The organism is Streptomyces sp. NPDC047000 (assembly GCF_040644295.1).
Classification (GTDB): domain Bacteria; phylum Actinomycetota; class Actinomycetes; order Streptomycetales; family Streptomycetaceae; genus Streptomyces.
Genome location: NZ_JBEYWE010000001.1, coordinates 645406 through 662341, shown reverse-complemented (window position 1 = coordinate 662341; position 16936 = coordinate 645406). Strand labels below are relative to the sequence as shown.

At 72.8% G+C, this 16936-nt stretch carries 15 protein-coding genes and 1 pseudogene; 7 read left to right on the top strand and 9 right to left on the bottom strand.

The window, feature by feature from the left end:
• Positions 1-79: 79 nt before the first annotated feature.
• The 4 genes from ABZ862_RS02675 to gnd all read left to right on the top strand — a co-directional run bounded on the left by ABZ862_RS02675 (position 80) and on the right by gnd (position 5251).
• Positions 80-1477, top strand: a complete 1398-nt coding sequence (locus ABZ862_RS02675; RefSeq protein ID WP_360950994.1) for a glycoside hydrolase family 16 protein — start codon at positions 80-82, stop codon at positions 1475-1477.
• 326 nt (positions 1478-1803) lie between these two features.
• On the top strand, positions 1804-3429 hold the full coding sequence (gene zwf / locus ABZ862_RS02670) for a glucose-6-phosphate dehydrogenase (protein ID WP_360950991.1): 1626 nt from the start codon (positions 1804-1806) through the stop codon (positions 3427-3429).
• A complete protein-coding gene (gene opcA, locus ABZ862_RS02665) occupies positions 3426-4358 on the top strand; it encodes a glucose-6-phosphate dehydrogenase assembly protein OpcA (protein WP_360950988.1) in 933 nt (310 codons plus the stop codon). Before zwf ends, opcA begins: the two co-directional genes overlap by 4 nt.
• A gap of 17 nt (positions 4359-4375) precedes the next feature.
• A complete protein-coding gene (gnd, locus tag ABZ862_RS02660; RefSeq protein ID WP_360950985.1) occupies positions 4376-5251 on the top strand; it encodes a phosphogluconate dehydrogenase (NAD(+)-dependent, decarboxylating) in 876 nt (291 codons plus the stop codon).
• A gap of 78 nt (positions 5252-5329) precedes the next feature.
• Here gnd and ABZ862_RS02655 read toward each other — a convergent pair whose 3' ends face one another.
• Positions 5330-5779, bottom strand: a complete 450-nt coding sequence (locus tag ABZ862_RS02655; RefSeq protein ID WP_360950982.1) for a PPOX class F420-dependent oxidoreductase — start codon at positions 5777-5779, stop codon at positions 5330-5332.
• A 236-nt stretch (positions 5780-6015) separates the two neighbouring features.
• Here ABZ862_RS02655 and ABZ862_RS02650 point away from each other — a divergent pair, with 236 nt between their 5' ends.
• A complete protein-coding gene (locus tag ABZ862_RS02650) occupies positions 6016-7248 on the top strand; it encodes a serine hydrolase domain-containing protein (RefSeq protein ID WP_360950979.1) in 1233 nt (410 codons plus the stop codon).
• Positions 7249-7306: 58 nt separating this feature from the next.
• Here ABZ862_RS02650 and ABZ862_RS02645 read toward each other — a convergent pair whose 3' ends face one another.
• Positions 7307-8359, bottom strand: coding sequence for a saccharopine dehydrogenase (locus ABZ862_RS02645; protein ID WP_360950976.1), 1053 nt, complete (start codon positions 8357-8359; stop codon positions 7307-7309).
• Positions 8360-8535: 176 nt separating this feature from the next.
• Entirely contained in the window at positions 8536-9213 is a 678-nt protein-coding gene (gene ribA / locus ABZ862_RS02640) for a GTP cyclohydrolase II (protein WP_360950973.1), read from the bottom strand.
• Between the two features lie 38 nt (positions 9214-9251).
• Between ribA and ABZ862_RS02635 the strand changes: the two genes are divergently transcribed.
• The gene (locus tag ABZ862_RS02635; protein ID WP_360950970.1) at positions 9252-10049 is read left to right on the top strand and encodes a creatininase family protein; all 798 of its coding nucleotides are present in this window, start codon (positions 9252-9254) and stop codon (positions 10047-10049) included.
• 206 nt (positions 10050-10255) lie between these two features.
• Here ABZ862_RS02635 and ABZ862_RS02630 read toward each other — a convergent pair.
• The 5 genes and pseudogenes from ABZ862_RS02630 to ABZ862_RS02610 form a co-directional block, all read right to left on the bottom strand.
• Positions 10256-11206, bottom strand: a pseudogene (locus ABZ862_RS02630) (lysylphosphatidylglycerol synthase transmembrane domain-containing protein); the annotation flags it as partial.
• Positions 11203-12231 (bottom strand): hypothetical protein, encoded by a 1029-nt coding sequence (locus tag ABZ862_RS02625; RefSeq protein WP_360951425.1) that lies wholly within the window; start codon positions 12229-12231, stop codon positions 11203-11205. The gene ABZ862_RS02625 and the pseudogene ABZ862_RS02630, both read right to left, overlap by 4 nt.
• Positions 12232-12260: 29 nt before the next feature.
• Positions 12261-13406 (bottom strand): glycosyltransferase family 4 protein, encoded by a 1146-nt coding sequence (locus ABZ862_RS02620; protein WP_360951422.1) that lies wholly within the window; start codon positions 13404-13406, stop codon positions 12261-12263.
• Between the two features lie 125 nt (positions 13407-13531).
• Entirely contained in the window at positions 13532-13930 is a 399-nt protein-coding gene (locus ABZ862_RS02615; protein ID WP_360950967.1) for a 6-carboxytetrahydropterin synthase, read from the bottom strand.
• A gap of 207 nt (positions 13931-14137) precedes the next feature.
• The gene (locus tag ABZ862_RS02610) at positions 14138-15154 is read right to left on the bottom strand and encodes a zinc-binding alcohol dehydrogenase (RefSeq protein WP_360950964.1); all 1017 of its coding nucleotides are present in this window, start codon (positions 15152-15154) and stop codon (positions 14138-14140) included.
• Between the two features lie 120 nt (positions 15155-15274).
• On the opposite strand from ABZ862_RS02610, the gene ABZ862_RS02605 reads away from it, so the two are divergent.
• Positions 15275-16036 carry a CDP-alcohol phosphatidyltransferase family protein gene (locus ABZ862_RS02605; RefSeq protein WP_360950961.1) on the top strand — a complete coding sequence of 254 codons (762 nt, stop codon included), beginning with the start codon at positions 15275-15277 and terminating at the stop codon, positions 16034-16036.
• Between the two features lie 108 nt (positions 16037-16144).
• On the opposite strand, the gene ABZ862_RS02600 is transcribed toward ABZ862_RS02605, so the two are convergent.
• Entirely contained in the window at positions 16145-16933 is a 789-nt protein-coding gene (locus tag ABZ862_RS02600) for a YcnI family protein (protein WP_360950958.1), read from the bottom strand.
• Positions 16934-16936: the final 3 nt, after the last annotated feature.

Here is a 16936-nt window from a genome sequence, read left to right as displayed (position 1 = left end):
GGGGCCACTTTGAGAGCGCTCTCAAGGCGTTGTCGAAGACACCCGCGCTTGTCACTCCGTACCCGGGAGGCACCCCCTCATGAGTGAAACCTCCGGCACACACCGCAGACGGCGCTCGCTGCGGCGGGCGCTCGTCGCCGTCGTCGGGACGCTCGGTCTCGCGGCGGCCGCCGCCACAGCGTTCACCCTTCCCGCCAACGCCTCCGCGCCCACGCCCGGTTCGGGCTGGACGCAGGTCTTCCTCGACGACTTCAACGGCGCCGCGGGCACCGGCGTCAGCACCGCCAACTGGCAGTACGACACCGGTACCTCGTACCCGGGCGGCGCCGCCAACTGGGGCACCGGCGAGGTCGAGACCATGACGTCGAGCACCAGCAACGTCGCCCTGGACGGCAGCGGCAACCTCCTCATCACCCCGCGCCGCGACTCCGCGGGCAACTGGACCTCGGGCCGTATCGAGACCACGCGCACCGACTTCCAGCCCCCGGCCGGCGGCAAACTGCGCGTCGAGTCCCGTATCCAGATGCCGAACGTCACCGGCACCGCCGCCGAGGGCTACTGGCCGGCGTTCTGGGCGCTCGGCGCGCCGTACCGCGGCAACTACCAGAACTGGCCCAGTGTCGGTGAGCTGGACATCATGGAGAACGTCCAGGGCCTCAACAAGGTCTGGGCGACCATGCACTGCGGCACCAACCCGGGCGGCCCCTGCAACGAGACCACCGGCATCGGCAACTCCGTGGCGTGTCCCAGCACGACCTGCCAGTCCGGCTTCCACACCTACGCCATGGAGTGGGACCGCTCCGTCAGCCCCGAGGCGATCCGCTTCTACGTCGACGGCGTCAACTACCACACCGTGACGGCCGCCCAGATGGACGCCACCACCTGGGCGAACGCCACCAACCACGGCTTCTTCGTCATCCTCAACGTGGCGATGGGCGGCGGCTTCCCCGACGCGTTCGGCGGCGGCCTCGACAGCGGCACCGAGCCGGGCCACTCCATGGTCGTGGACTACGTCCAGGTCCTCCAGTCCGGCGGCGGCTCCACGACGACCCCGCCGACCGGCAGCCGGGACGCCTACGGCACCATCCAGGCCGAGTCCTACGACAGCCAGTCCGGGGTGACCACCGAGACCACCACCGACACCGGCGGCGGCCAGGACATCGGCTACCTCGCCAACGGCGACTACGCCGTCTACAAGGGCGTCAACTTCGGCTCGACCGCGGCCACCCAGTTCAAGGCCAGGGTCGCCAGCGGTGCGGCCGCCGGCGTCAGCGGACTGGTCGAGGTGCGCCTCGACAGCCGCAGCAACGCACCCGTCGGCAGTTTCTCCGTCGGCAGCACGGGCGGCTGGCAGACCTGGCAGACCGTCCCGGCGAACATCAGCGCCGTGACCGGTACGCACGACGTGTATCTGACCTTCACCAGCGGCCAGTCGGCCGACTTCGTGAACATGAACTGGTTCACCTTCGCCCACTGACCCGCACCGGGGCGGCCCTTGGACGGGCACCCCTCACCACGGCGCCGGCGGTCCGGTCCCCTCACGGGACCGGCCCCCGGCGCCGCCCCTGTGTCCGCCTGGTGCCGCACGTGTGCGGCGCCGGTGCCGGCCTTGTGTGTGACCGGCTCCGCACGGGAATCGCCGGACGGCACGCGTGGTTGTCCCGACGGCTGGATAGAAGACGATCGATCACCGGGGGAAAACACCGTTATCGGGCAAACGTTCGACAGCGGGCCGAGGGCCTCGACCGGGGTGCGGGACCCGGCGTTCAAGGACACCCTGGACGGCGAGGGAGTTGACGCGCAATGACTGTGACCGCGGCGGACGACGGCAGCACGGAGGGAAGCACGGGGACCGGGACCGGCGCGGTGGCGCACGCGGCCGCCGGTGCCGCGGACGGGTCCCCGGCGGGGTGGGAGAACCCGCTCCACGACGCCCGCGACCGCCGGCTGCCCAGGATCGCCGGGCCGTCCGGGCTCGTCGTCTTCGGGGTGACCGGAGACCTCTCCCGCAAGAAGCTGATGCCCGCCGTCTACGACCTGGCCAACCGCGGCATGCTGCCGCCGGGCTTCTCACTCGTCGGGTTCGCCCGCCGCGACTGGGAGGACCAGGACTTCGCGCAGGTCGTGCACGACGCCGTCAGGGAGCACTCGCGCACCCCGTTCCGCGAGGAGGTCTGGCAGCAGCTCTCCGAGGGCATGCGGTTCATCCCCGGCGACTTCGACGACGACACCGCGTTCAAGACGCTGCGCCGCACCGTCGACGAGCTGGACTCGGCCCGCGGCACCAGCGGCAACTACGCCTTCTACCTCTCCGTGCCGCCGAAGTTCTTCCCGAAGGTCGTGCGCCAGCTGAAGAAGCACGGTCTCGCGGACGCCCCCGAAGGTTCCTGGCGCCGCGCCGTCATCGAGAAGCCGTTCGGACGGGATCTGCGGACCGCCCGTGAGCTCAACGCCCTCGTGCACGACGTCTTCGAGCCCGACCAGGTCTTCCGCATCGACCACTACCTGGGCAAGGAGACCGTCCAGAACATCCTGGCGCTGCGCTTCGCCAACCAGATGTACGAGCCGGTGTGGAACCGTTCGTACGTCGACCATGTGCAGATCACCATGGCCGAGGACATCGGCATCGGCGGCCGCGCGGGGTACTACGACGGCATCGGCGCCGCCCGCGACGTCATCCAGAACCACCTCCTGCAACTGATGGCGCTGATCGCGATGGAGGAACCCATCGCGTTCGACGCGGAGTCCCTGCTCACGGAGAAGCTGAAGATCCTCAAATCGGTACGGCTGCCCGACGACATCGGCGCGCACACCGTGCGCGGGCAGTACGCGGCGGCCTGGCAGGGCGGCGAGCAGGTGCCCGGCTATCTGGAGGAGGACGGCATCGACCCGGACTCCGGCACCGACACCTACGCCGCGGTCCGGCTGGAGATCGACAACCGCCGCTGGGCGGGCGTGCCCTTCTATCTGCGCACCGGCAAGCGGCTCGGCCGCCGCGTCACCGAGATCGCGGTCGTCTTCCAGCGCGCCCCGCACTCCCCCTTCGACGCCACGGCCACCGAGGAGCTCGGCGCGAACGCCATCGTGGTCCGTGTCCAGCCCGACGAGGGCATGACGGTGCGGTTCGGCTCCAAGGTGCCGGGTACCTCGATGGAGATCCGGGACGTGACGATGGACTTCGCCTACGGCGAGTCGTTCACGGAGTCGAGCCCGGAGGCGTACGAGCGGCTCATCCTGGACGTACTGCTCGGCGACGCCAACCTCTTCCCCCGCCACCAGGAGGTGGAGGAGTCCTGGCGGATCCTCGACCCGATCGAGGAGTACTGGGCGGCGCACGGCAGACCCGCGCGCTACCCCGCGGGCACCTGGGGCCCCGACGAAGCCGACGAGATGCTCGCACGAGACGGACGGAGCTGGCGCAGGCCATGAAGATCGACCTCACGGACACCACATCGAGCAGGATCAACAAGGCCCTGGTGCAGGGCCGCCGCGCCATCGGCACCCCGGCCGTCGGCATGGTCCTGACGATGGTGATCGTCACCGACGAGGAGAACGCCTACGACGCCATCCGCGCCGCCGAGGAGGCCTCCCACGAGCACCCCTCCCGCACCCTCGTCGTGATCAAGCGCCACGCCCGTTCCCCCCGCGAGCGCACCCGCTCCCACCTCGACGCCGAGATCCGGGTGGGCGCCGACTCCGGCACCGGCGAGACGGTGATCCTCCGGATGTACGGCGAGGTCACCGACCACGCCGACTCCGTGGTGCTGCCGCTGCTGCTGCCGGACGCCCCGGTCGTCGTGTGGTGGCCGGTGGACGCCCCCGAGGAACCCGCGAAGGACCCGCTGGGCGCGCTGGCCCAGCGCAGGATCACCGACCTGTACGCCGTGGAGAACCCGCGCGCCGCGCTGGAGACCCGGGTGCGCTCCTACGCGCCCGGCGACACCGACCTCGCCTGGACGCGGCTCACCCCGTGGCGCTCGATGCTGGCCGCCGCGCTGGACCAGGCCCGGACCGCGGTGACCTCGGCCGCCGTGGAGGCGGAGGCCGAGAACCCGGCCGCCGAACTGCTCGCGCGCTGGCTGGAGGCGCGGCTGAAGGTGACGGTGGAGCGCGTCGTCACCGCGGGGCCGCTCGTCACGGCGGTACGGCTCGGTACCGCGGGCGGCGAGATCGTCATCGACCGTCCCGATGGCCCGCTGGCCACCCTGTCCCTGCCGGACCAGCCCTCCCGCACCCTCGCCCTGAAGGTCCGCACCACCTCCGAGTTGATCGCCGAGGAACTGCGCCGCCTCGACGCCGACGAGATGTACGCCATCGCCCTGCGCGGCGGCGGACACGACGGCGCCCCCACCCTCTGAACAGGAAGTGAACTGACATGCAGCTCGGTCTCATCGGTCTCGGCAGGATGGGCGGCAACATGCGCGAGCGGATCCGCCGCGCGGGCCACACCGTCGTCGGCTACGACCGCGATCCCGGTCTGACCGACGTGAGCAGCCTCGCCGAGCTGGTCGGCAGGCTCGAAACGCCGCGCACCGTCTGGGTGATGGTCCCGGCGGGCGCCGCCACCCAGTCCGTCGTGGACGAGCTGGGCGGCCTGCTCTCCCCCGGCGACACGGTCGTCGACGGCGGCAACTCCCGCTGGACGGACGACCAGCAGCACGCCGAGCAGCTCGCCGAGAAGGGCATCGGCTTCGTCGACGCCGGTGTCTCCGGCGGCGTGTGGGGGCTGGAGAACGGCTACGCCCTGATGGTCGGCGGCGACAAGGAGCACGTCGAACGGCTCGAGCCGCTCTTCGAGGCGCTCAAGCCTCGGGGCCCCTACGGCTACGTCCACGCGGGCAAGGTCGGCTCGGGGCACTTCTCGAAGATGGTCCACAACGGCATCGAGTACGCGATGATGCAGGCCTACGCGGAGGGCTGGGAACTGCTGGAGAAGGCCGACGCGGTGGACAACGTCCGCGAGGTGTTCCGGTCCTGGCAGCAGGGCACGGTGATCCGCTCCTGGCTGCTGGACCTCGCCGTGGACGCCCTGGACGACGACGAGCACCTGGAGAAGCTCAAGGGCTACGCGCAGGACTCCGGCGAGGGCCGCTGGACCGTGGAGGCGGCCCTCGACCACGCGGTGCCGCTGCCCGCGATCACCGCGTCGCTGTTCGCGCGGTTCGCCTCACGTCAGGACGACTCCCCGCAGATGAAGATGATCGCCGCGCTGCGCAACCAGTTCGGCGGGCACGCGGTCGAGTCCAAGTAGCTGCGTTCACGGGGCACTTGTCACCGTGCCCGCCCGGGTCCGGGTGCGGGCGGGCACGCTGACGGGCTTGACGCCGCGTCAGTCTCCGTCGCTGCGCGCCGGGATGCCGTACACGCGCTCCACGGGGAGCCGCAGCACCAGCCGGCGGTCGCGGACCATGGCGGCGCGGTAGTCGTCCCAGTCGGGGTGCTCGCCCTGGAGGTCCCGGTACAGGCCGACCAGTTCCTCGACCGTCGCGTCGTGCGGGTCCCGGGCGACCGGCGAGAGGTCGGCGGTGCCCTCGGCGACCGTGTACGCCCACCGGTCCGGCGTCGTGACGTGGTAGGAGGCCCGGGGGTCACGGCTCAGATTGCGGGTCTTGGCGCGGTCCTCGGTGACCGAGATCCGGATGAGCCGCTCGTCGGGGTAGTAGTGGTGCATGACGTTCGACAGCTGGGGGCGGCCGTCGCGCCTGAGGGTGACCAGCACCCCGCCCGGGCTCGTGGAGAGCAGCCGGATCAGCGCGTCCTGCGTGGTGTCCTGAGTCATATGTCCATCATGCCCGCTCCGCCGGATCGTTCCGTCGCGTCGATCACACAAGTCGGCGATCCGAGGGACCGTTCAGGCGTCTCTGGGTGACGATGTGGGCGACAGGCGACAACCACCACAGCGGCGACGGCGGCGGCGACGGCCGAGTCGTCGGCGACGGCGGTGACGAGGGCTGGGTCCGTCCGGTCGGACCGGCACGGGCACCTCGCACGGCGTGACGCGGAGGAGAGCGAGCGATGGCAGAGCTGCGGCAAGAGGTCGACCCGGGTGAGGCCGGGCTGGACGCGAGGGCACTGGACCGCCTCGACCGGCACTTCGCCCACTACGCCGACATAGGGCGGCTGCCCGGCTTCCTGGTGTCCGTGGCCCGCGGCGGCCGGGTCGCGCACCTCACCGCGTACGGCCACCGCGACGTGGCCGCGGGGCTGCCGGTGGAGCCGGACACCCTGTGGCGGATCTACTCGATGACGAAGCCGGTCACCGCGGTCGCCGTCCTGCTGCTGGCGGAGGAGGGCAGGCTGTCGCTGGACGACCCGATCGACCGCCATCTGCCGGCCTTCGCCGAGCCGCGGGTGTACGCCGGCGGCTCGGGCGACGACGTACGGACACGCCCGGCGGACGGTCCGATCCGGGTACGGCATCTTCTCACCCACACCGCGGGCCTCACCTTTGCCTTCTACCACTCCCACCCCGTCGACGCCCTCTACCGCGCCGCCGGTCTCGAGTCGTCCGTCCCGCCGGGTGCCGACCTGGCCGAGACGATCGACGTGTACGCGAGCCTGCCGCTCCAGTTCGAGCCCGGCACCCGGTGGAACTACTCGGTCGCCTCCAATGTGCTGGGCCGGCTGATCGAGGTGGTGTCGGGGCAACCGCTCGACGCGTTCTTCGCCGAACGGATCTTCCGCCCGCTCGGTATGACGGACGCCGGTTTCCACCTCACCCCCGGACAGCTGCCCAGGCTGGCGGAGCTGTACGGCGAGACCGAGGGCGGCGGCATCGAGCCGATCGCCGGCCTGCCGCTGCGCGGCCGTCCCCGGTTCCTGTCGGGCAGCGGCGGCATGGCGGCGTCGGCGTACGACTACCACCGTTTCATGGAGATGCTGCGCCGCCGCGGCGAACTCGACGGTGTCCGGCTGCTGAGCCCCGCCTCCGTGGACCTGATGTCCTCCAACCACCTGCCCGGCGGCGCCGACCTGCGCGCCTTCGGCGCCCGCCCCGCGCACGACGAGCCCGGCAACGAGGGACTCGGGTTCGGCTTCAACGTCTCCGTCGTCGTCGACCCGCAGCGCACCCAGTCCCCGGCCGGCCTCGGCGCGTACGGCTGGAGCGGGGTGGCGACCACGACGTTCTGGGTGGACCCGGCCCGTGATCTGACGGTGCAGTTCATGACCCAGGTCCGGCCCAGGAGTTCACTGAAGATCTTCCCCGAGCTGCGGCAGCTGGTGCACGAGGCGGTGACGGAGGAGTAACGGCCCCGCCCCGCACGGCGGATGCCACGCGGGTACCGGGAGAGCCGGGGAAGTGCCGTCAGGCGAGGCCGAGTTCCCGGCTCTCCCGGTGGAACCGGGCCAGGCACCGCCCCCACGGCCCCTGGCCGTCGCCGGACGCGGCCAGTTCCAGCAGCGGGGGCAGCAGCGCGGCCGAGAAGTCGGTACTGGCCTCCCTCGGCAGCAGGGAGGGCAGGTTGTCGATGGCGATGAGATCGGCCGGGGGCTCCTTGCGCAGCCGCCGCACCGGGTCGCTCCACTCGGTCGTACGGTCGTACACCGGCAGCACGTTGAGGGCCGAGCCGACGTCGCACGTCACGTCGGAGAGGACCCGCAGGCGGCGGGCGGGGTCGTCGAGGTCCTGCTCACGGACGAACGGCGGGATCGGGGCGGTGGCGAGGACGCAGTTGACCAGGACGTCGTGCTCCAGCAGGGCCCGGCGGTCCAGGTCGCGGGTCTCGGCGAGGTCCCAGCGGGCGGGTTCGACGCCGGCGGTGCGCAGCGCGTCGCAGGCGCCGCGCCCGCTGCGCCCCAGGGCGCCGATGACGAGGGCGGTGAACTCCGGGTCTCCGGCGGCCGGCCGCAGTGCCGTGTCGAGGGCGTCCTTGTCCGTGGGCGTGAGCGGTGCGACGAGGCGTCCGCGCTCGTGCAGCACGGCGAGCGCGGCGCCCAGGTACCCCGCCCAGTAGCCGAACGCGGCGAGCCGCCGCCCGTCGTCGTCCACCAGGTACTCGAGGTCGAGCAGCGCCCCTCCCCCGGCGGCGAAGCGTCCCAGCAGCTCGGCGGCACCGGGCTGCCGTTTGTAGGCGTGACCGAAATAGACATGACGGTGCGTCAGAGTCGCTGGTGTGTCGGGGAGTTCCTTGAGGCCGAGGACGACGGCGTCGGGCGGCGCCGAGACCCACGAGCCCGCGGGGGCGACCCGGCAGCCGGCCGCCTCGTACTCCCCGACCGGGAAGATCCGCTGCGGGGACTCCTCGACGGTGAGGGTCACGCCGCTCCCGACGAGCCGCCGGGCGTCGGAGGGCGCGACGGGCGTGCGCCGCTCGGTCGTACGGGCCTCGTGGCGCAGCCACAGATGGAGCTCGGTCATACCTGGTGGGCCTCCGGGCGCGGGGCGCTGGCCTGCCGAGGGACCGGCGCACAACGGGTCGATGTGCCGAAGCGTACGCGGCCCGGTGCCGGGTCGCCGACCAGCTCGCCGTACGGTCCGCACCGCGGCCGGGGAGTCGGGGCGGCGGCCTGCCGAGGGACCCGCCGCCCCGCGCGTCAGGACAGGTGGGCGACCGCGTCCAGATGAGGCAGATGGTGGTCGAGGCGCTCTCGCTTGGTGCGCAGATAGGTGATGTTGTTCTCGCACGGCGGGATCAGCAGCGGCACCTGCTCGGCGACCTGGATGCCGTGCCGCAGCAGCGCCTCCCGCTTACGGGGGTTGTTGGACATCAGGCGGACGGAGTCCACCCCGAGGTCGTGCAGGATCTCCGCGGCGACGCCGTAGTCGCGGGCGTCGACCGGCAGGCCGAGCGCGAGGTTGGCCTCCACGGTGTCCAGGCCCTCCGCCTGGAGCGCCATGGCGCGCAGCTTGGCGAGCAGGCCTATCCCGCGGCCCTCGTGGCCCCTCAGGTAGACGACGATGCCGCGCCCTTCCGCCACCACGGCACGCAGCGCGGACGCCAGCTGGTCACCGCACTCGCAGTGCTGGGAGCCGAACGCGTCGCCGGTCAGGCACTCCGAGTGCAGCCGGGTGAGCACGTTCTCGGTGCCGATCTCGCCGTGCACCAGGGCCACTTGCTCCTCACCGCGGTCGTGGTCCAGGTAGCCGATCGCCTGGAACTCGCCGTACACCGTGGGCAGCGGTGCGCTGACGACACGTTCCACGCCCGTGCGGCCCTTGCGGCCCGTGCGCTGTGGCGACTTCTTGCCGAGTACACCGACTTTTTCTGTCATGATCTGATTCCTCAACAGAGACGAAAGGCCTGGAAAAGATGAGTGGTTCGGGCGCGAATACGGCGGCCTGCGGGATCGGTCCGCTTCTGGTGCCTGCGGACACCACGGAGGACGTGAGGATTCGGGCTGCGGGAGTTTTGGCCCGGATCGCCGTCCTCCCCGTGGGGAGTTTCGAGCAGCACGGACCGTTTCTGCCGCTGGCGACCGACACGCTGGTCGCCTGTGCCGTCGCCCGGGAGATCGCCGCCGCGTACCCGGTGCACCTCCTTCCTCCGGTGACGGTCTCCTGTTCGCACGAGCACGCGGCGTGGCCGGGAACCGTCAGCATCTCCTCCGTGACCCTTCATGCGGTGGTGCGGGACATCGCGGAATCGCTGCGCCGGTCGGGCATCGAGCGCCTGGTGCTGGTCAACGGGCACGGCGGGAACTACGTGCTGGGCCATGTGGTCCAGGAGTCCGCCGCGCGCGGTGAGCGGATGGCGCTGTTCCCGGCCCCGGAGGACTGGGAGACGGCTCGGGAGCGGGCCGGGGTACGCACCTCGCTGCTCACCGACATGCACGCGGGGGAGATCGAGACCTCCATTCTGCTGCACGCTCATCCCGAAGTGGTCCGGCCCGGTTATGAATCCGCCGATTTCACGGCGGACGACCGGCGTCATCTCCTGACCACGGGAATGTCCGCCTATACGGAATCCGGCGTCATCGGCCGTCCCTCCCTCGGTTCCGCGGAAAAGGGGAAGGCACTGCTGGCGAGCCTCGCCGAATCCTTCGGGGCGTATGCCGCGCTGCTGACGGAGGAGTCGGAGGGATCGGAGGAACCGGTGGAACGGCCGTAGTCCGAGGACGGACGGCCGGTCTCCCCGCCGGCCCCGCCGTCCTTCCTGGTGTTACCGGTGTTCCCGCTGTCCGGCCCCGGTCCGGTGTCCCCGCTTCCCGCGCGCAGTCCGGTGTACCAGCGGACGACCAGGACGGCGGCGCCGGGCAGGGCGGCCGCGAAGCTGAGCACGCCGTAGACGACGGCGACGGACAGCCCGTCGCCCTCGCCGAGTCCGGCGGCGCCGAACGCCCAGGCGGTGACGCCTTCCCGGGGTCCGAAACCGCCGATGTTCACCGGCAGTCCCATGGCGACCAGGGCGAGCACGGCCAGCGGCAGCAGCGTGACGGCCGGGGCGCCGACGCCCGCGACCCGGGCGGCGACCACGAACATCAGGAGGTGGCCGGCGAGGACGACGAGCGAGGAGAGCGTGACGCCGGGCCAGTTGCGCCGGGACAGCAGCCCCTCGCGCGCCTCACCGAGCGTCCGGCGCAGCATCCGTCCCCGGCCGGAGGGCGCCGGGCGGTTCATGCGCAGCGCGAGGACCACGGCGAGGGCGCCCAGCACGGCCAGGCCGGCCGGCGGGGCGAAGTGCCGGCACACGGCACGGACCGGGGAGTCCACCGTCAGCAGGACCGTCACCCCGGTGACGGTCAGCGCGATCTGTCCCGCGACCCGTTCCAGCACCACGGCCCGTACGCACCGCCCGAGGTCACCCGCGCTCCTCCCGTGCCGCACGGCCCGGTGCACGTCGCCCAGGACGCCGCCGGGCAGGGCCGCGTTGAGGAACAGCGCCCGGTAGTAGTCGGCGGTGGCCTCGCCGAGCGGCAGGCGGATACGCAGCCCGCGGGCGACCAGCTGCCAGCGCCAGGCGCTGAACACGGTGGTGACCAGGCCGATGCCGAGTGCCGCGAGCAGCGTCGTCCCGTCGATCCGCCGCAGCCCGTCCAGGAAGACGCCGGTGCCGAGCCGCCAGAGCAGCACGGCGAGGATGGCGACGCCGGTGACGGTGCCGAAGTGGGTGCGGACGGCGCGGGCGAGGCGGGAACCGGGGGCCTCGGCCGCCGGGGGTGCGGCGGTGCGGGGCGCCGGTGGTACGGCGGTGCGGGGCAGCGGGGGTACGGGGGTGCGTCCCGCCGTCTCGAAGCCGGGGCCCGCCCCGATCGTCGGCGCGCTCATGCCTCCCCTCCCGTCGGCCGGGCCAGCGCCAGCAGGTCGCTGTGGTGGACCACGACGCGCAGCTTCCCCGCCTCGCAGTCGGCGAGCCGCTCCCGCAGATATCCCTCGGCCCGTTCCGCCAGCCGGGGCCGCTGCTCGACGGCCGCGCCGACCCAGCCGCGCAGCCACTGCGCCGTCAGCGCCGCCTCGCCGGGCCCGAGCCGCCAGGCACTGGGATGCACCTTGACCGTCGCGCCCCGTTCCCCGAACGCCTCGACCGCCGTGGCCACCGCGTCGGGGCCGAGCAGCCCGTCGCGCCGCTGATGGGCGTTGAACGCCTCGGCGATCTCGGCGTCGAGCGGATGCTCCGGGAAGAGGTCGACGCGTCCGGCGACGGAGAGCGTGAGCAGCGCCGGGCAGCCCGCCCCGGTGCAGGCGTCGGCGAGGACGTCGATCTCCTCACGGGTGAGGACGTCCAGCAGCGCGGACGCGGTCACCAGCGAGGCACCGGCCAGGGCGTCCGGGGTCAACCTGGCCACGTCGCCGCGCCGGGTCTCGACGGTGACCCGACTGCCGTCGGCGGCGGCGCGGGGCGAGGCGACGGCGGCGAAGTGGAGGAGGTAGGGGTCGCGGTCGTGCAGGATCCAGTGCTGGGCGCCGTCGAGCCGGGGGGCCAGCCAGCGGCCCATGGAGCCGGTGCCGCAGCCCAGGTCGTGGATCACCAGGCCGCCGGAGGCGCGGCCGGGCAGGTTGGCGAACCGGACGCGCAGCGGGTCGAGCAGATCGGCCGCGCGGGCGGCGGCGTCGGCGGGTTCGCGCAGCGCCAGCCATTCGGGCGCGTAGCGGGGCGGGTCGTCGGGTCCGGCCTCGCGCAGCCGTACGGTGGCGCGCTCGCCGGCCGGAGCGCCGGATTCGGCGGTGGCCGGTCCGCCGGGGCGGCCCGTGGGTCCGGCGCCGGGGATCACCGCGTGGTGTGGTCCGGGCTGGGCGGGGATCCCGCCGTCCGCGCCGTCCGCGCGTCCGGTCCCGGTGGCGGGGTCGCTCACCGCTGTGCCCTTCGTGCCGCTGCCGCCGTTCATGCCGCCCTCCTGGGTTCGCCGGGAGCGGGGAGCCGGCCCAGCACGCCGGCGAGGCTGCGCGCCGTGGTCGCCCAGCCGTCCAGCGCGGCCCGCCGTCCCCGGGCGGCGGCCTTGAGGCGCCGCCGTACGTCGGCCTCGCCGAACCAGCCGCGCAGTTCGGAGGCGAGGGCGGCCGGGTCCTCCGGCGGGACGAGGATGCCGGGCACCCCGCCGTCGGGGGCGCGGCCGAGCGCCTCGGGCAGCCCGCCGACGTCGGTGGCCAGGACCGGGATGCCGCGGGCGAGGGCCTCGGTCACCGCCATGCCGTACGTCTCGGCGTACGACATGAGGACCATGAGGTCGGCGGCGGCGTAGGTGGCGTCGAGTTCGGCACCGGCCTGCGGTCCGGCCAGGGTGAGACGGTCCTGGAGACCGTGCTTCCGGATCAGCGACCGCAGGTGGGCGGCGTACTCGGGGTCGCCGAGCCCGCCGACGCAGGCGCAGGTCCACGGCAGGTCGGTCACTCCGGCCAGCGCCTCGATGAGCCGGTGCTGTCCCTTGCGGGGCGTCACGGTGGCCACGCACAGCAGCCGGGACACGCCGTCGGTGCCGGAGGCGAGCGGGGCGATGTCGGCGCCGGGGGTGGCGCAGTGCACCCGCTCCGGGGCGAGGCCGTGGTGGGAGACCAGGCGGCGTACGGCCCAGTCGCTGGTGGCGATGACGGCGGGCACGGCGCGCAGCACTGTGCGTTCGCGGGCGTCCAGGTCGGCGGCGACGGCGGGGTCGAGACCGCGCTCGTCCCCGAGCGGCAGGTGGACGAGGACGGCGAGGCTGAGACGTTCCGCCTCCGGCACGACGATCTCCGGGACCCCGCAGGCGACGATGCCGTCGAGCAGGACGGCCGCGCCGTCCGGCAGCCGGCGCAGTACGCGGGCGAGTTCGGCACGGTCGGCGTCGCCGGGACGGGGCCAGGTGCCGGGGACGGCGAGTTTGTCGACCTGCCAGCCGAAGCCGGGCAGATCGAGGCAGACGCGCCGGTCGTAGGCGTTGCCGCCGCTGGGTGCGGCCGGGTCGTCGACGCCGCCCGGCATCACGAAGTGCACGGTGCGCAGGGACATGGGGAGGAGGTCGCCGTTCCTGGGTGCGGTGGACTGCGCGGGCACGTAGGCGAGACGGGCGCGGTCGGTGTCCGCGGCGGTGTCGGTGGCGAGTCGTGCGGCGGTGTCCGCGGCGGTGTGTGTGGTGGTGCGCGCGGCGGGGTCCGCGGCGGTACGGATGTCGACGTCGGTCACAGGGCACGCTCGTAGCTCGCCCAGGCGATGTGCGACTCGTGCAGGGTGACGCTGATCCCCGCGATGCCCTTGGCGCCCTCGCCCAGCGCGCCCTTGTGGATCCGTTCGGCGAGCCGGTCGGCGACGACCTTCGCCAGGAACTCGGTGGAGGTGTTGACCCCGGCGAACTCGGGTTCGCCGTCGAGGTTGCGGTAGTTCAGCTCGCTCACGACGGCGCCGAGTTCCTGGGTGGCGAGTCCGATGTCGACGACGATGTTGTCGTCGTCCAGCTGCTCCCGCCGGAACGTGGCGTCCACCAGGAACGTCGCTCCGTGCAGACGTTGCGCGGGTCCGAAGACCTCACCGCGGAAGCTGTGGGCGATCATGATGTGATCGCGGACGGTGACACTGAACAACGGACGACCCTCCAGGTGCGGCGCGTCTGGTCCCCCACCGTTCCTGACCGATCCTGCCGGGGGGATGCCGGGTAATACGGCTTCCCGTCTTCCCGCGTTCAGCCCACTCTCACTCTTTTCTCAGGTCAGGCGCACGTGCCGCGCCACAGGCGCCCGCCCGCCCCGCCGGGAGGGTCCCGCCCTGCCGCACCGGACCGGTCCCGGGTGTCAGACGGCGTCCGGGTAGCGCACCCGGTGGCACAGGGCCGGGATCTCTCCGGAGGCGAGGGCGGGCATGACGTCCGGCAGCTCCTCGAAAGCGCTCTCCCCGGTGATCAGCGCGTCCAGGGCCGGGTCGGTGAGCAGGTCGAGGGCGAGGGCGAGCCGGTCGGCGTAACTCCGGGACGCGCGGCGCGGGGAGACGGTGCCGACCTGGCTGCTGCGCACGGTGAGGCGGCGGGAGTGGAACGCCTCGCCGAGCGGGAGGGTCACCTTCCGGTCGCCGTACCAGCTGAGTTCGACGACGGTGCCCTCCGGGGCGAGGAGTTCGAGCGAGCGGGTGAGCCCTGCCTCGGTGGCGCTGGCGTGGACGACCAGGTCGCAGTCGCCGAGCGCGTCGCCAGGTGCGGCGAAGCCGACACCGAGGGCCGCGGCGATGCGGGCGCGGGCGGGATCGGCGTCCACCAGCTGGAGCCGTACGCCGGGGAAACGCGCCAGCAGCGCGGCCACCGAGCAGCCGACCATCCCGCCGCCGACCACGGCGATCCGGTCCCCGACCAGGGGCGCGGCGTCCCAGAGCGCGTTGACGGCGGTCTCCACGGTCCCGGCGAGCACGGCCCGTCCGGCGGGCACGGCGTCGGGGACGGGGGTGACGGCGCCGGCGGGGACGACGTAGCGCGTCTGATGCGGGTACAGGCAGAACACCGTACGGCCGACCAGCCGTCGGGGTCCTTCCTCCACCACTCCGACGCTGAGGTAGCCGTACTTCACCGGCGCCGGGAAGTCGCCGTCCTGGAACGGCGCGCGCATCACGCCGTACTGCCCGGCCGGGACGCCGCCCCGGAAGACGAGCGTCTCGGTCCCGCGGCTCACACCGGAGTACAGCGCGCGCACCAGGACCTCCCCCTCTTCCGGCTCCGGAAGGCCGAGTTCACGGATCTCGCCGCGGCCCGGGGAGGAGAGCCAGAACGCGCGGGCGGAACGGTTCGCCGGGCGGTTCTCCCGGGAGCGGGCCGTGCGGTCCATCTGAAGTCCTCCTGAACGATCCGGAACTTGTTCACGTAACGAGATGTGCAACCAGAGGTGCACAGGCCGCGCACAGTACGCGGCGTTGATCGACTCTGTCATACGGCCGGAGGACGTGCGGTGGCCCTGAACAACACTTACGACGCAAGGCTGGTCCAGCAGGAGACCGCGGTGGGAGCGGGCGTGCAGGTCCTGTTGCTGGCCCTGCTCGGTACGGCGATCGGCATGGGGCCGGCGGGCTGGGTGTCCGGCCTCGTCTTCGCCATCGCCACGTGGGCGGTGCTCTCCCGGGCCCTGCACCGCACCCGGCCGCGGTCCTTCGGCCCCGCGAACCGGGTCACCCTCGGCCGCGCCATCCTGGTGGGCGGGGTGACGGCCCTGGTCGCGGACTCCTTCGAGAGTTCACCACCGGTGACCCTGCTGGTCGGTCTGACGGCGGTGGCCCTCATCCTCGACGGTGTCGACGGCAAGGTCGCCCGCCGCACCGGCACGTCGACGCCGCTGGGCGCCCGCTTCGACATGGAGGTGGACGCGTTCCTGATCCTGGTGCTGAGCGTGTACGTGTCCATGCGGCTCGGGCCATGGGTGCTGCTGATCGGCGGGATGCGCTACGCCTTCGTCGCCGCCGCCCGCGTCTGGCCGTGGCTCAACGCCGCGCTGCCGCCGAGCACCGCCCGCAAGACGGTGGCCGCCCTCCAGGGCATCTGTTTGCTGCTCGCCGGAGCGAACCTTCTGCCGTACGTGGCGAACCTGGGCACGGTGCTGCTGGCACTGGGGTCCCTGGTGTGGTCGTTCGGCCGGGACGTGGTGTGGCTGTGGCGGCGGTCGCGGGTGACGGCGGCGTTCGCCGCCGAGCCCGTACGGGAGCTGGTGGCGGGGTAGTTCCGGGAGTCCCGTCGGCCTGGGGGCCCGGACCGGCAGCCGCTGGTGGTGCTGCCGGTCCGGGCCCTCGGTGTCGGTCCTGTTCCGGGGTTCGCGCCCGGACCCGGGCTACGACTGTGCCGAACGCCCCCGCAGGACGGCGAACGCGGCGGCGGCGAGCCCGAGGACCCCCACGACGAGCCCGGCGACACCGAGGCCACGGGCGGTGGAGTCACTGGCCTTGCTGCCGGAAGCCGTCGAACTCTTGGCGGCGGACTGCGAACCGGCGGCCGGGGTCTCGGCGTTGCCGGCCTCGGTGTTCGTGGCGGTCTCGGCGGTGTCGCTGCCCTCGGCGGTGAGGGTGAGGGCCGGGGCCGGGTTCTCCGGCTCGTCGGCACCCTCGGCGGGCTGTTCGATCCAGCGGGCGACCTTGCCGTCGGAATAGGTCTGGAGGGTCTTGAAGACCAGCTGACCGGTGTCGTCCGGCAGCTGTCCGAAGGCGACGTCGAAGTCCTCGTAGTGCCCGGCGCCGATCTTGCCACCGGTCCAGGTGATCTCGGAGGCGGCCTCGGTGATGGTGCCGTCGTCGGTCTTGACCGGGGTCTTGAGCTTGGTGGTGGTCACCTTGGCGGTCCAGCCGTCCCGGGGCGAGACGAGCACGCCGAGGACGGGGTGGTCGGTGGGCAGGAAGACCTGGACCTTCGTGGTGCTCGCGCTGTCCTCCTCGTTGGGCACGCGGAAGGTGAGCAACCCGTCGGTGGCGCCCTTGGCGTAGCTCCCGGGGTGCACGGTGACATGGGCGGAGGCGGCACCGGCGGCGGCGAGGACACCGACGGCGGCGAGCGCGGTGACGGCACCGGCGCGGCGCAGGGCGGTGCGGACGGGCCGGGTACTGCGGGGTGCGGGCAGGATGGACATGGG

Excerpts from the sequence above, each read along its gene's own strand:
- ABZ862_RS02675 (WP_360950994.1), top strand. The coding sequence starts at position 80 with ATGAGTGAAACCTCCGGCACACACCGCAGACGGCGCTCGCTGCGGCGG.
- ribA (WP_360950973.1), bottom strand. The coding sequence starts at position 9,213 with ATGACAGAAAAAGTCGGTGTACTCGGCAAGAAGTCGCCACAGCGCACG.
- ABZ862_RS02645 (WP_360950976.1), bottom strand. The coding sequence starts at position 8,359 with ATGACCGAGCTCCATCTGTGGCTGCGCCACGAGGCCCGTACGACCGAG.
- ABZ862_RS02635 (WP_360950970.1), top strand. The coding sequence starts at position 9,252 with ATGAGTGGTTCGGGCGCGAATACGGCGGCCTGCGGGATCGGTCCGCTT.
- ABZ862_RS02610 (WP_360950964.1), bottom strand. The coding sequence starts at position 15,154 with ATGGACCGCACGGCCCGCTCCCGGGAGAACCGCCCGGCGAACCGTTCC.
- ABZ862_RS02650 (WP_360950979.1), top strand. The coding sequence starts at position 6,016 with ATGGCAGAGCTGCGGCAAGAGGTCGACCCGGGTGAGGCCGGGCTGGAC.
- zwf (WP_360950991.1), top strand. The coding sequence starts at position 1,804 with ATGACTGTGACCGCGGCGGACGACGGCAGCACGGAGGGAAGCACGGGG.
- gnd (WP_360950985.1), top strand. The coding sequence starts at position 4,376 with ATGCAGCTCGGTCTCATCGGTCTCGGCAGGATGGGCGGCAACATGCGC.
- opcA (WP_360950988.1), top strand. The coding sequence starts at position 3,426 with ATGAAGATCGACCTCACGGACACCACATCGAGCAGGATCAACAAGGCC.
- ABZ862_RS02600 (WP_360950958.1), bottom strand. The coding sequence starts at position 16,933 with ATGTCCATCCTGCCCGCACCCCGCAGTACCCGGCCCGTCCGCACCGCC.
- ABZ862_RS02655 (WP_360950982.1), bottom strand. The coding sequence starts at position 5,779 with ATGACTCAGGACACCACGCAGGACGCGCTGATCCGGCTGCTCTCCACG.